This window comes from Ectothiorhodospira shaposhnikovii (assembly GCF_016584105.1).
In the GTDB taxonomy this organism is placed as follows: Bacteria; Pseudomonadota; Gammaproteobacteria; order Ectothiorhodospirales; family Ectothiorhodospiraceae; genus Ectothiorhodospira; species Ectothiorhodospira shaposhnikovii.
The window spans coordinates 23,169-36,851 of the sequence record NZ_NRSM01000014.1 but is presented as its reverse complement, the minus strand read 5'-3'; the positions used below and the strand labels follow the sequence as shown (position 1 = coordinate 36,851).

The following is a 13,683-nucleotide window of genomic DNA, read 5'->3' as shown; positions in this document are numbered from 1 at the left end:
AAACTATCACAGGTCGGTGGGTCAGCGGTGACGGGGAATGAGGGCGTCGCGCAGAATCACCAGGTAATCGCGGGCCTGCAGTCTTGGCCGGGAGAACAGATCACCCTGCTGCCGCTGCAGGTGCCACAGGACCCGGGCGCCGGCCACGATGATCAGGCGGATCTCCAGGCCGATGCGCCCCCGGAGCAGGCCGCCCAGGGGGGCGCCGCTGCGCATCAGCTGGTCGGCGCGCCGGTACTGGTGTTGCATCAGGTGGCGAAAGGGGGTATCGGTCACACGATCACGGAAATGGGCCTCGGTGACACCAAAGCGTGCCATGTCATCCATGGGGATGTAAATCCGTCCCATTTCGTGATAATCCTGGGCCAGATCCTGGTAGAAGTTGATCAGCTGCAGGCTGGTGCAGACGGCGTCGGACAGAGCCAGGCGCCGTTCATCGGCCTCGCCGCTCAGGTGCAGCAGCAGCCGCCCCACCGGGTTGGCGGAACAGCGACAATACTGGACCACCTCGCCGAAGTCCTGGTAGCGGCTCTTGGTGACATCCTGGCGAAATGCGTTCAACAGGTCATGGAACAGGGCGGTGGGCAGGCCATGGGCGGAGATGGCGTGGGCCAGGGCGATGAAGGTCGGATCGGTGTCCGGTGTTCCGGCTGCCGCCGCATCCAGACGGGCCGCCAGATCGTCCAGGGCGGTCAGGCGCTCGTCGGCGGGCCGGTCACCCTCGTCGGCAAGATCGTCGCCGCGGCGGGCAAAGCTGTAGATTGCGGCGATGGGGCCGCGCAGGCGGGGCGGCACCAGCCGGGAGGCCACCGGGAAGTTTTCATAATGATCATGGGCCTGCCGCAGGCATTCGCGATAGGCTTCCCGGGTGTTGACTGAAACGGCGTGCATTGCGTCGTGTCGCAGGCAATGAATGAATGAGGCAGTCTACCATGCTGTCCGAAGGATCCGTGCCGCCGGTGGCGGTTCCGGATCGGGATTCATGAGGCTGTCGGTGTGATCAAAAGAGGTTTCATGGAACGTGAAGTATGATCCAACGCGTCTTGTCATCCGCCCCGTCGGAGAGGCGGATCTGGCAATCGTCTGTCAACTGCCGCTGGATGCCCGTGAGGCCGACTGGGTCTTTCCTGGTGCGGCCCATCCGGTATCACCGGAATGGCTGCGGACGGCGGTTGCCGGCAGTGCCCATGCCGAAGTGGTGGAATACCGGGGGGAGGTGGTGGCCTTTGGTGTCCTGCACTCCCTGGAGCCGGGTGGGGCAGGGTTCGTAAGTCATCTGGTGGTGCGCTCTGATCTGCGGGGACGGGGGATCGGTTCCCATCTGCTGGATCACCTCATGGGGCGCGCCTTTCGGGAGGCGCGTTGCCGGGAGATGCACGTGCAGGTGGCCACGGAGGATGCCCCGGCCCTGCTCATGTGCTACGAAAAAGGCTTCATGCCCTATGGCATGGACCGTCATGAGGACGCCCGGGGTCGCGCCGGCGTGCTCATGCATCTGAGGCTGGGCAGGCGGGAATTCGATGAAGGGGATTGAAGCGGGGGCGGGTCTTGGGGCGAGGAATGGTTTATACTTGCCGCCCGAGGACGCCCAAGCCGTGGAAACACCATTGAAACAACGCCTTGTCGGGGCAGCCGTGCTGGTGGCCCTGGCCGTCATCTTCCTTCCCATGCTGCTGGATGGCGCTGGACGGGAGGCTCGCCTGAGTCTGTCCGAACCGGTGCCTCCGGAACCGGTCTTTGAACGTCCCGTTCCGGCACCGATCCAGGAACAACGCCTGGCGGCCGCGCCGCAGGCGCCCCCGGTCGTGCGCGAGTCCCCTATGCCTTCCACGCCGCCGCCTCAGCCCCGTCCGCAGGCCCGCTCCGTACCCGAGTCGGTGCCGACGCCGCCACCGCCCGCGGAACCCCGCAGTCCGGCTGCGGCGCGTTCACCCGAGCCGGGCACCCCGGTCGCCGGTGGCTGGGTGGTCCAGGTGGGTAGTTTCGGGCAGGAGGCCAATGCACGGGGAGAGGCCGACCGGCTGCGTCGCGCCGGGTTTCCGGCCTTCGTGGAGCGCACCAGCGCCGACGGTCGGGTCCTCTATCGGGTCAAGGTGGGCCCGGAATTGGAGCGTCATGCCGCCCAGTCCCTGCAGACCCGGCTGCAGGATGAGCAGTCGCTCAGAGGCATTGTGGTCAGCCACCCCTGATCTGGCCATCCGGTTGCCGATGAACGCCCCAATCTCTGTTACACTCCGCGTCACGAGACTTTCATCTGCATGGATATGATCTGGATCGATTTCGTCATCCTGGGCATTGTGGCGGTTTCCACCGTGATCAGCCTGTTCCGTGGCTTCGTCAAGGAAGCCATCTCCCTGGCTACCTGGATCCTGGCCTTCTGGATCTCCCTGGCCTATTCCGGTGTGGCGGCCGCCCATCTGCCCTTCGGTCTGGAAGATCCCACCCTGAGATTGGGTATTGCCTTTGCCATCCTGTTCATCCTCACCTTGCTGATGGGGGGCATCGTCAATGTTCTGGCCGGACAACTGGTCAAGAAGACGGGGCTGTCGGGAACGGATCGCAGCATCGGTGCGGTATTCGGTCTGGCCCGTGGTGGCCTGATCGTGGCCGTGGTGATCCTGCTCATGGGCCTGACGGTGATTCCGGAAGAGCCCTGGTGGCAGGAGAGTCTCCTGGTTCCCCACTTTGAGCGCATCGCCCTTTGGCTGCGCGATTATCTGCCACCGGATCTGGCGTCTCACTTTTCTTTCGGGGCCTGATCGGGCCCTAAGTCTTCCCAGAATCACCAAAGAGGCACACCCCATGTGCGGGATAGTCGGAATAGTCGGTCGCAGCCCCGTCAACCAGGCGCTGTACGACGCTCTCCTGGTATTGCAGCATCGCGGTCAGGATGCCGCCGGTATCGTGACCTGTGACGAGGATGGTCATCTTCATCTGCGCAAGGACAACGGCCTGGTAAGGGACGTGTTCACCCAGCAGCACATGCGAAGTCTCACCGGCAACATGGGTATCGGCCATGTGCGCTATCCCACCGCCGGCAGTTCCTCCTCGGCGGAAGCCCAGCCTTTTTATGTGAACTCCCCCCATGGCATCACCCTGGGACATAACGGCAACCTCACCAATGCCGCGGGACTCAAGCGTGAGCTGTTTCTGCAGGACCGGCGCCATATCAACACGGAATCCGATTCCGAGATCCTGCTCAATATCCTGGCCCAGGAACTGATCCGTCAGGATGGGCTGTCCCTCACCCCCGAGGCCCTGTTCCGGGCGGTGAGCGGGGTGCATCGGCGCTGTCAGGGGGCCTACGGGGTGGTGGCCATGTTCTGCGGTCGCGGCATCCTGGGCTTTCGTGATCCCCACGGCATTCGCCCGGTGGTCTACGGACGGCGGGAGACGGAGGAAGGCACGGAATACATGGTGGCCTCCGAGAGCGTGGCCCTGGATACCCTGGGCTTCGAGCTGGTGCGGGATCTGGCGCCGGGGGAGGCCATCTATATCGAGATGGACGGCACGGTGCATCTGCAGCAGTGCGCCGACAACCCCGGTCTTTCTCCCTGCATCTTCGAGTATGTCTATTTTGCCCGTCCAGACTCGGTGATGGACGATGTGGTGGTGCATCGCGCCCGCATGCGCATGGGCACGCGCCTGGGCAAGAAGATCCTGCGGGAATGGCCGGATCACGACATCGACGTGATCATCCCCATCCCGGATACCGGCCGCACCGTGGCCATCGAGATGGCCCATGAGCTGAACGTGAAATACCGGGAGGGCTTCATCAAGAATCGTTACATCGGTCGCACCTTCATCATGCCGGGCCAGACCCAGCGCAGAAAGTCGGTGCGCCAGAAGCTCAACGCCATCGGTCTGGAGTTCAAGGGCAAGAACGTGCTGCTGGTGGATGACTCCATCGTGCGCGGCACCACCTCGCGGGAGATTGTCATGATGGCCCGGGAGGCTGGTGCGCGGAAGGTCTATTTCGCTTCCGCGGCCCCGCCGGTGCGTTATCCCAACGTCTACGGCATCGACATGCCCGCCGCCCAGGAACTGATTGCCCATGGGCGTACCGAGGAGGAGGTCTGCGCGGCCATTGCCGCCGATCGCCTGATCTATCAGGATCTGGAAGACCTGATGGGTGCCGTGCGCAAGGGTAACCCGCGTCTGGAGCGGTTTGACTGCTCCGTATTCACTGGTGAATATGTCACTCAGGTCAGCCCCGACTACCTGACACATCTGGAACAACGCCGCAATGATCTGGCCAAACATAAAAAGGACCGCGAATACGCCAATCTGGACCTGCACAACAACGCCTGACACGAGGCGTCTGTGTCTGGCCCTGGCGTGCTGGGTCTGCGTGTGCCTGTTGCCCCTGAGTTCGGTGGGAGCCTGGGTGCTGGAGGAGACTGATCCGGTGTATGACGAGGAGAAGATCGAGTTGCCTTGGTACCAGCCGGTCATGGAGCGGCTGGAGTCGGATTTTCCCCAGTATTTCGTGGCGGATCCCGTGGCCATCGTGCGAGTGGATGCCCAGCGGCTCTACGTGGTCAGGGAGGGACGGGTGAAGCGGGAATTCCCGGTGTCCACCTCCCGTTATGGCATCGGCAACCAGGCCGGGAGTTACCAGACCCCTCTGGGTGTGCACCGGATCAGCCAGAAGATCGGTGACGAGGCCCCCATGGGCACCGTGTTCCGTGCCCGGGTGGATACCGGCCGGATTGCCGATATCGTCACCGATCCCCGGCGCACCCCGGAGGACAACATCACCACCCGCATTCTGTGGCTGGAGGGGCTGGAGTACGGCATCAACCGGGGGGAGGGGATCGATTCCTTCTCGCGCTTCATCTATATCCACGGTACCGATGAGGAAGGCCTGATCGGGCGGCCGGCTTCCGAGGGTTGCGTGCGCATGACCAACCGGGATGTGATAGAACTGTATGATCTGATGCCCTACGGCTCGCTGGTGGTCATCCAGTAGACGGGTTGCATGGCATGTTGACGACTCACCCTCCTGATTTTCGAGCAGAGGAATTTCATCAATGAATGATTACGTCGCGGCGGGACGCCTGCGGGTCGCCCGGGAGCTGCACGACTTCATCAACAACGAGGCGCTGCCCGGCACGGGTGTGTCCGCTGATGCCTTCTGGAACGGTCTGGACGTCATCATTCACGATCTGGCGCCCGAAAACCGGAAGCTGCTGGCCAAGCGGGATGATCTCCAGGCCCGTATCGACGCATGGCATCGCGGGCATCCGGGCGCCATTGACATGGCCGCCTACAAGGCCTTCCTGAGCCAGATCGGCTACCTGCGGCCGGAAGGGGAGGATTTCCAGGTCGGCACCGAACAGGTGGACCCGGAGATCGCCCGCCAGGCCGGACCTCAGCTGGTGGTGCCGGTGATGAATGCCCGTTACGCCCTGAACGCCGCCAATGCCCGCTGGGGCAGCCTCTATGACGCCCTTTACGGCACCGACGCCCTGAGTGAAGAGGACGGCTGCGAGCGCGGCGGTAGTTACAACCCTCGGCGGGGCGAGAAGGTCATCGCCTTTGCCCGCGAATTCCTCGATCAGGCGGCCCCTCTGGCCCGCGGCAGTCATGCGGGATCCCGGGGATATGCGGTGGTGCAGGGTGCACTGCAGGTCACCCTGGCCGACGGCAGCCTGAGTGAACTCAAGGATCCGGAACAGTTCAAGGGGTATCAGGGCGATGCCAGTGCCCCCAAGGCCATCCTGCTGGCCCACAACGGTCTGCACTTCGAGATCCAGTTTGACCCCTCCAGCACCGTCGGCAAGACCGACAGCGCCGGCATCAAGGACCTGCTCATGGAGTCGGCCCTCACCACCATCATGGACTGCGAGGATTCCGTGGCCGCGGTGGATGCCGAGGACAAGGTGGTGGTCTATCGCAACTGGCTGGGCCTGATGAAGGGTGACCTGACCGCCGGCTTCCACAAGGCCGGCCGGGAAGTGATCCGTCGCATGAATCCGGATCGGGAATATGTCCGTCCCCAGGGCGGTACCCTGACCCTGCCGGGGCGGTCCCTGATGTTCGTGCGCAACGTGGGCCACCTGATGACCATCGATGCCGTGCTGGATCAGGACGGCAATCCGGTGCCCGAGGGCATCCTGGACGGCATGATCACCAGCCTGATCGCCCTGCACGATCTCAAGCGCGGCGACGGCCTGCACAACTCCCGCTGCGGATCGGTCTACATCGTCAAGCCCAAGATGCACGGCCCGGAGGAAGTGGCGTTTGCCGATCAGCTCTTTGCCCGGGTGGAAGATGCCCTGGGCATGAAGCGCAACACCCTGAAGATGGGCGTGATGGACGAGGAGCGCCGCACCACGGTGAACCTCAAGGCCTGCATCCGCGCCGTGAAGGAGCGGATCGTCTTCATCAATACCGGGTTCCTGGACCGTACCGGTGACGAGATGCACACCTCCATGGAGGCCGGCCCCATGATGCGCAAGGGAGCCATGAAGGCGGCTCGCTGGCTGTCCGCCTACGAGGACTGGAATGTGGACGTGGGCCTGGCCTGCGGCCTCAAGGGCCGTGCCCAGATCGGCAAGGGCATGTGGGCCATGCCGGACCTGATGGCGCAGATGCTGCAGCAGAAGGCAGCCCATCCCAAGGCCGGTGCCAATACCGCCTGGGTTCCGTCACCCACGGCGGCCACCCTGCACGCCCTGCATTATCACCTGGTGAACGTGGCCGAGGTGCAGGCATCCCTGGTGGGCCAGCGCCGTGCCGTCCTGGACGACATCCTCGCCATTCCGGTGGAGGCCAGTCCGGCCTGGACGACCGAGGAGATCCAGCAGGAGCTGGACAACAATGCCCAGGGCATCCTGGGGTATGTGGTGCGCTGGATCGATCAGGGCATCGGCTGTTCCAAGGTGCCGGACATCAATAATGTGGGACTGATGGAAGACCGGGCGACGCTGCGTATTTCCAGTCAGCACATCGCCAACTGGCTGCATCACGGCATCTGTTCCGAAGCCCAGGTGATGGAGACCATGAAACGCATGGCCGGCGTGGTGGACGAGCAGAATGCCGGCGATCCGGCCTATCATCCCATGGCTCCGGACTTCGAGGCTTCCGTGGCCTTCCAGGCCGCCTGCGACCTGGTGTTCCGTGGCCGGGAACAGCCCAATGGCTATACCGAGCCGGTCCTGCACCGCCGTCGCATCGAGGCCAAGGGGAAGAGGCCGCAGTAGTCGCAGCCCTGATTCCCCTCACCCCAACCCCTCTCCCCCAAGGGGAGAGGGGATAGGCGCCCGAAGTGTCGGTCCTACCCTGCCGGCTGCTTGTCCAGCCAGACCTCCAGCCCCTGCACGTTCAGTTCCACGTCCATCGTCAGCAGTTCCCGAATCCTGGATTCCGGCAGCTGGCAGCCATGGGCGGCCAGTCGTTTCACGAACAGGGCCATCATGCCGTCGCACAGGGCCTGATGCCGGCCTTCGCCGTCCCGCCTGTGGGCACGCCCCAGGGTCAGAAATTCTTCGATCATCTCATGCTGCTCGCTCTGCAGCCGGCCTAGTTCCCCGCCGCCCACCCGTCCGAAATGAGTCAGGTACATGTAATCCAGCCCCTGGGCCACCAGCCGGTCCACCGAGGCATGCAGGGCCTCGGGTTCGAATTGCACCGGCGTGGTGGTGGGGTATAAAAAGGCCCCCCGCTCGGTATCCAGTTCCCGATAGGCGATGCCGAAGGTGTCTCCGGTGTAGATGCCCCGGCCCTTTTCGTCCACCACGCAAAAGTGATGCCGGGCATGTCCCGGGGTGTCCAGGAATACCAGCTCCCGGCCATTGAGGGAGACGCTGTCACCGTCATCGGCCTGCATCACCCGGTCCTCGGGGATTGGCAGGATGGTACCGAAATCCCGTGCCATGATCTCTTCACCGTACACCGCCGTGGCACCGGCAATGAGCCTGGAGGGATCGATCATGTGCCGGGCCCCCCGGGGATGGACCACCAGCCTGGCGTTGGGGAGCTGTTCCATCAGGGTCCCGGCACCGCCTGCATGGTCCAGGTGGACGTGCGTGGGGATGACGTAGTCCACCTGTTCCCGGGACAGACCCTTGTGTTCCAGCACCTTGAGCAGCGCCGGCACGGAGTGGGATGTCCCCGTCTCCACGAAGGCGGCACGGCCGTTTTCAATGATCAGATAGCTGGCGGCCAGGCTGTGACGTACCACCTGGGCATCGATGAGGGTGATGCCGTGGTCCAGGTCCTGGAAATGGGGTTGATTCATCAAGGGACTCCTCGGGTGATTGAGATGATGTTCCCAGAGTACAAAAAACAGGGCTCATGACAAAAAGGCCCCTCTTTCCACGCGGGAAAGAGGGGCCTTCCAAACCGTCAGACCATCAGTTTCAGGTCCGCTTGTCCATCGGCACCCAGGACTGGTTTTCCGGACCCACGTAATTGGCGCTGGGGCGGATGATCTTGCCGTCCTGACGCTGCTCGATCACGTGAGCCGCCCAGCCGGTGGTGCGGGCGATGACGAAGATCGGCGTGAACAGGGCGGTGGGGATGCCCATCATGTGGTAGGACACGGCGGAGAACCAGTCCAGGTTGGGGAACATCTTCTTCAGATCCCACATCACCGCCTCCAGGCGGTCGGCCACATCGAACATGCGCATCGAGCCTTCCTGTTCGGACAGGCGTCGGGCCACATCCTTGATGACCTTGTTGCGGGGGTCGCTGAGGGTGTAGACCGGATGGCCGAAGCCGATCACGATCTCCTTGCGGGCGACGCGCTCGCGGATGTCCGCCTCGGCCTCGTCGGCGCTGTGGTAGCGCTGCTGGATGTCGCAGGCCGCTTCGTTGGCGCCGCCGTGCTTGGGTCCCCGCAGGGCGCCGATGGCACCGGTGATGGCGGAGTAGATGTCGGAGTTGGTGCCGGCCACCACGCGGGCAGCGAAGGTGGAGGCGTTGAACTCGTGTTCGGCGTACAGGTTCAAGGATGTGTGCATGGCCCGCACCCAGGCTTCCGACGGGGTGCTGCCGTGCATCAGGTGCAGGAAGTGACCACCCACGCTGTCATCGTCGGTTTCCACGTCGATGCAGCGGCCGTTATGGGCAAAGTGGTACCAGTAGAGCAGGGCGGAACCCAGGCAGGCCACCAGACGATCGGCGATCAGGCGAGCGCCGGCCACGTTCATGTCTTCCTTTTCCGGCTCCAGGGTGCCCAGCATGGACACGGCGGTGCGCATCACGTCCATGGGGTGGGCGGAGGGCGGAATCTGCTCCAGGGCGGCCTGAAGGGCGGCGGGCAGGCCGCGCATGGACTTCAGGCGGGCCTTGTAGCGGGCCAGCTCGGCGGCGTTGGGCAGGGTGCCGTGGATCAGCAGGTGGGCGATTTCCTCGAATTCCGCCTCATCGGCAAAGTCCAGGATGTCATAGCCCCGGTAGTGCAGGTCGTTGCCGGTGCGGCCCACGGTGCAGATGGCGGTATTGCCGGCGGCCGTGCCCGACAGGGCAACCGATTTCTTCGGCTTGGGCTTGGTGATTTCGGTCTCACTCATTTTCATCATTCTCCGTCTTTGCCGCCTTTGCGGTATAACTGGTCCAGTTTTTCTTCGTAGGCGTGGTAGCCCAGGTGCTCGTAGAGTTCCATGCGGGTCTGCATGGTATCGACGACTCCCTGCTGGGTGCCATCGCGGCGGATGGCCTCGAACACGTTCAGGGCGGCCTTGTTCATGGCGCGGAACGCGGACAGCGGGTAGAGCACCAGACTCACGCCCACACCCTTGAGCTGCTCCGTGGTGAACAGGGGGGTGCTGCCGAACTCGGTGATGTTGGCCAGCACCGGGACGCCGACGGCGTCCACGAACTGCTGGTACTGCTCCAGGGTATTGATGGCCTCGGGGAAGATCATGTCGGCACCGGCCTCAACGCAGGCCACGGCACGTTCGATGGCGGAATCCATGCCTTCCACGGCCAGGGCGTCGGTGCGGGCCATGATGACGAAATCCCGGTCACGGGCATCGGTGGCGGCCTTGATGCGGTCCACCATTTCGTCCTTGGTGACAGTGGCCTTGCCGGGACGATGGCCGCAGCGCTTGGCCTGTACCTGGTCCTCGATATGGCAGCCAGCGGCACCGGCGCGGATCAGTTCCCTGACCGTGCGGCCGATATTGAAGGCACTGGGGCCAAAGCCGGTATCCGCATCCACCAGCAGGGGAACATCAGTCACGTAGGTGATGCGGCGCACATCTTCCAGCACGTCGTGCAGGGTGCTGATGCCCAGGTCCGGCAGGGCCAGGGATCCCGCGGCGACACCTCCACCGGACAGGTAAATTGCCCGGTAGCCCACGTGTTCGGCCATCATCGCGTGATAGGCATTGATGGTGCCCATCACCTGCAGCGGGTGCTCTTCTTCAACGGCGCGACGCAGACGCGCGCCTGGCGTGGATGGCTCGGTCATTGGATCTCCTTATATTGAGGGGATGATGCGTGGTGATCAGAGCGGAGGGGCCGCGCCGGCGCTGCTATCGGCACTGGCGGAACGGATGGCCGGGGTGGCCCTGGCTCCCTTGGGTGCCTTCTCGTCGAACAGCAGTTCCACGTTGATCCGTGAACTGCGGATATGGCGGCGCATGATGAGTTCCGCCATTTCCGGGTCCCGGTCGGCAATGGCCTCGACGATGTGACCGTGTTCCCGGAAGGCGATCAGTGCCCGGGAACTGGCCATGCCGAACTGGAAGCGGTACATGCGCATCAGGTGATAGAGGTCGTCGCACAGCAGCTTGATCAAACGGACATTGCCGCTGGCCTTGATGATGCGGTAATGAAAGTCCAGATCGCCTTCGGTCTGGAAATAGGCAATGCCTTCCTGCAGTTCCGCCCGCTCCTGATGTTGCCTGAGCAGCTTGCGCAGCTCGTCGATGTCGCGGCCGGACATGCGTTCCGCGGCCAGACGGGCGGCCATGCCCTCCAGGGCCTCACGCAGCAGATAGAGTTCCAGCAGGTCTTCCTGGGTGAGGGAAACCACCCGGGCGCCCACGTTGGGGCGACGTTCCACCAGGTGACAGGCCTCCAGGCGGCCGATGGCGTCCCTGAGGGGGCCGCGACTGATGCCGTATTCACTGGCCAGTTCCGGTTCGCTGATTTTGGTGCCCGAAGGGATCTCGCCTTCGACGATGGCCTGGCGCAGGCGCGCGAAGACCCGATCCGCCAAGGTGACGCCCTGTTGCCCGAGTTGGTCGTTGAGATCTGGCATATGTCGTCCGATTGTTGACAATATTAGGGTATCAGGCCTTTTCCTGGAGATAAAGTGGTATTTCTGGTGACAATCCCTGGGTTTCCCTGTTTACCGGAGCCAGGAACCCTTCTCCCCGGTCGGGGAGAAGGGTGTCATTCGGCCTCAGGCCGTCTCCCGGGCCTCTGCGTACCCTATCCGGTTCAGGCTGTCCCGGATCTCGTCCAGGATCGCCGGATCATCGATGGTGGCCGGGGCCTGGTAGGTTTCGTTGTCGGCGATCTTGCGCATGATGGCTCGCAGGATCTTGCCGGAACGGGTCTTGGGCAGGCGACTGACCACCGCCACCAGCTTGAAGGCGGCCACCGGGCCGATCCTGTCCCGTACCAGGCTCACCAGTTCCTTGCTCAGGGCGGCTGCATCCATGTTCACGCCTGATTTCATCACCACCAGTCCCATGGGCAGGGAGCCCTTGAGTTCATCGGCCACGGCGATGACCGCGCACTCCGCCACCGCCGGGTGGGAGGCCAGTACCTCTTCCATGGCGCCGGTGGACAGGCGATGCCCGGCCACGTTGATGGTGTCGTCGATCCGGCCCATGACGTACAGGAAGCCGTCCTCGTCCATGTAACCTGAATCCCCCGTGAGATAGTAGCCGGGTTCGGCACTCAGGTAGGACTCCTTGAAGCGCCCGTCGTTGTTCCAGAGCGTGGGCAGGCAGGCCGGGGGCAGGGGCAGCTTGATCATGATCCGTCCCATTTCTCCGGCGGGCGCCGGGTTGCCGCTGTCATCCAGGATCTGCACGTTGTAGCCCGGGGTCGGCTTGCCGGCGGTGCCGGGCTTGATGGGCAGCTGTTCGATGCCCAGGAAGTTGCCGGCAATGGCCCAGCCGGTCTCGGTCTGCCACCAGTGGTCGATGGCCGGGCGTTGCAGGATTTTCTGCGCCCACTCCAGGGTATCCGGATCGCAGCGCTCGCCAGCCAGGAACAGGGCACGTAAGTGGTCCAGGTTGTAGCGCTTGAGGTGTTCGGCGGCCGGGTCTTCCTTTTTGATGGCGCGGAAGGCGGTGGGGGCGGTGAACATCACCGACACCTTGTACTCCTCGATTACCCGCCAGAAGGCGCCGGGGTCCGGAGTACCCACTGGCTTGCCTTCATAGACCACCGTGGTGCAGCCGTAGAGCAGGGGGCCATAAACGATGTAGGAATGTCCCACCACCCAGCCCACGTCGGAAGCGGCCCAGAACACCTCGCCGGGTTCCATGCCGTAGATGTGCTTCATGCTCCAGTTCAGGGCCACCGCGTGGCCGCCGTTGTGACGCACCACGCCCTTGGGCTTGCCGGTAGTGCCGGAGGTGTACAGGATGTAGACGGGGTCGGTGGCGGACACGGGGACGCAGTCATGGGGTGCCGCGGCGGCCATGGCCGCGGTCCAGTCCACATCCCGTCCCGGGACCAGATCGCAGGGAGACTGGGGGCGTTGCAGGATCAGGGTACGCTCGGGCTTGTGGGTGGCCATCTCGATGGCCTGGTCCAGCAGGGGCTTGTACTTCACCACCCGGGAGGGCTCGATGCCGCAGGAAGCGGCGACCACCACCTTGGGTGTGGCGTCATCGATGCGGGTGGCCAGTTCGCGGGCGGAGAAGCCGCCGAACACCACGGAGTGGATCGCGCCCAGGCGGGTGCAGCCCAGCATGGCCACCAGGGCCTCGGGCACCATGGGCATGTAGATGATGACCCGGTCACCTTTGGTGACGCCCATGTCGGCCAGGGCGCCGGCGAAACGGGCCACCTGGTCCTGCAGTTCGCGGAAGCTGATGCGATGCTTGGTGTCCGTGACCGGGCTGTCGTAGATGATGGCCGTCTGATCGCCGCGGCCGTTTTCCACGTGCCGGTCCACGGCGTTGTAACAGGTGTTGAGTTCCCCGCCGGCGAACCAGCGGTAGAAGGGGGCGGCACTGTCGTCCAGCACCTTCTCGAAGGGTTTTGACCAGGTGAGCGCCTGCGCGGCCTCGGCCCAGAAGCCTTCGGGATCGTTTACTGCACGTGCATAAACCTCTGCATAACCCATGACTCGCTCCTGCTTGTGTATTGCCCCGGGCGGGGGTGGTGCTGCCCGCGTCTACGCGGCATTGTGGTGTCCGCACCCTCCACCGGGGTGCGTGTGGTTATCCGATTAGGGCATGACCTTAGAGGATTTTTGGAAAGTGTCAACAATCCTGATGAGGATTCCGGACTAAGGTCATTCCTTTGGGATGTTCCGAGCCGGTCGGAATGTGCTGAGCCCGTCATTGCCGCACCAGCGGGAATCCCGTAACAGGCTGAAAATCATCGACTCCCGCTGTCGCGGGAGTGACGGCAGAGAACCTCGTTCGGTGTTTTCTTTCCAGGATTCAAAAGCGAAGAAAACCGCTCGCCCCTGCAGTGTGTCGAGCGATTGGTAACGTTTTTCAGTGAGTGGCCGGGCATTGTGCCGCCCGGCCGGTA

At 63.7% G+C, this 13,683-nt stretch carries 12 protein-coding genes; 6 read left to right on the top strand and 6 right to left on the bottom strand.

Features of this window, described 5'->3' with window-relative positions; genetic code table 11:
* Positions 1-21: 21 nt before the first annotated feature.
* Complete coding sequence (hpnC, locus tag CKO35_RS09500) at positions 22-891, bottom strand: squalene synthase HpnC (RefSeq protein WP_200175151.1); 870 nt, start codon at positions 889-891, stop codon at positions 22-24.
* 130 nt (positions 892-1,021) lie between these two features.
* Between hpnC and CKO35_RS17940 the strand changes: the two genes are divergently transcribed.
* From CKO35_RS17940 to CKO35_RS09470, 6 genes are all read left to right on the top strand, one after another.
* Positions 1,022-1,534 carry a GNAT family N-acetyltransferase gene (locus CKO35_RS17940; protein ID WP_200175145.1) on the top strand — a complete coding sequence of 171 codons (513 nt, stop codon included), beginning with the start codon at positions 1,022-1,024 and terminating at the stop codon, positions 1,532-1,534.
* Positions 1,535-1,571: 37 nt separating this feature from the next.
* A complete protein-coding gene (locus CKO35_RS09490) occupies positions 1,572-2,189 on the top strand; it encodes an SPOR domain-containing protein (RefSeq protein ID WP_242467120.1) in 618 nt (205 codons plus the stop codon).
* Between the two features lie 75 nt (positions 2,190-2,264).
* Positions 2,265-2,759, top strand: a complete 495-nt coding sequence (locus tag CKO35_RS09485; protein WP_200175332.1) for a CvpA family protein — start codon at positions 2,265-2,267, stop codon at positions 2,757-2,759.
* A gap of 43 nt (positions 2,760-2,802) precedes the next feature.
* Positions 2,803-4,311 carry an amidophosphoribosyltransferase gene (gene purF, locus CKO35_RS09480; protein WP_200175141.1) on the top strand — a complete coding sequence of 503 codons (1,509 nt, stop codon included), beginning with the start codon at positions 2,803-2,805 and terminating at the stop codon, positions 4,309-4,311.
* Between the two features lie 142 nt (positions 4,312-4,453).
* A complete protein-coding gene (locus CKO35_RS09475; protein ID WP_200175330.1) occupies positions 4,454-4,972 on the top strand; it encodes a L,D-transpeptidase in 519 nt (172 codons plus the stop codon).
* A 61-nt stretch (positions 4,973-5,033) separates the two neighbouring features.
* Positions 5,034-7,208 carry a malate synthase G gene (locus tag CKO35_RS09470; protein ID WP_200175139.1) on the top strand — a complete coding sequence of 725 codons (2,175 nt, stop codon included), beginning with the start codon at positions 5,034-5,036 and terminating at the stop codon, positions 7,206-7,208.
* Positions 7,209-7,282: 74 nt separating this feature from the next.
* On the opposite strand, the gene CKO35_RS09465 is transcribed toward CKO35_RS09470, so the two are convergent.
* The 5 genes from CKO35_RS09465 to CKO35_RS09445 form a co-directional block, all read right to left on the bottom strand.
* Complete coding sequence (locus CKO35_RS09465; protein ID WP_200175137.1) at positions 7,283-8,245, bottom strand: MBL fold metallo-hydrolase; 963 nt, start codon at positions 8,243-8,245, stop codon at positions 7,283-7,285.
* Between the two features lie 121 nt (positions 8,246-8,366).
* Positions 8,367-9,521, bottom strand: coding sequence for a bifunctional 2-methylcitrate synthase/citrate synthase (gene prpC, locus CKO35_RS09460; protein ID WP_200175135.1), 1,155 nt, complete (start codon positions 9,519-9,521; stop codon positions 8,367-8,369).
* A gap of 5 nt (positions 9,522-9,526) precedes the next feature.
* Positions 9,527-10,423 carry a methylisocitrate lyase gene (gene prpB, locus CKO35_RS09455; protein WP_200175133.1) on the bottom strand — a complete coding sequence of 299 codons (897 nt, stop codon included), beginning with the start codon at positions 10,421-10,423 and terminating at the stop codon, positions 9,527-9,529.
* Between the two features lie 36 nt (positions 10,424-10,459).
* A complete protein-coding gene (locus CKO35_RS09450) occupies positions 10,460-11,218 on the bottom strand; it encodes a GntR family transcriptional regulator (RefSeq protein ID WP_200175132.1) in 759 nt (252 codons plus the stop codon).
* A gap of 144 nt (positions 11,219-11,362) precedes the next feature.
* Positions 11,363-13,288 carry a propionyl-CoA synthetase gene (locus CKO35_RS09445; RefSeq protein WP_338031780.1) on the bottom strand — a complete coding sequence of 642 codons (1,926 nt, stop codon included), beginning with the start codon at positions 13,286-13,288 and terminating at the stop codon, positions 11,363-11,365.
* Positions 13,289-13,683: the final 395 nt, after the last annotated feature.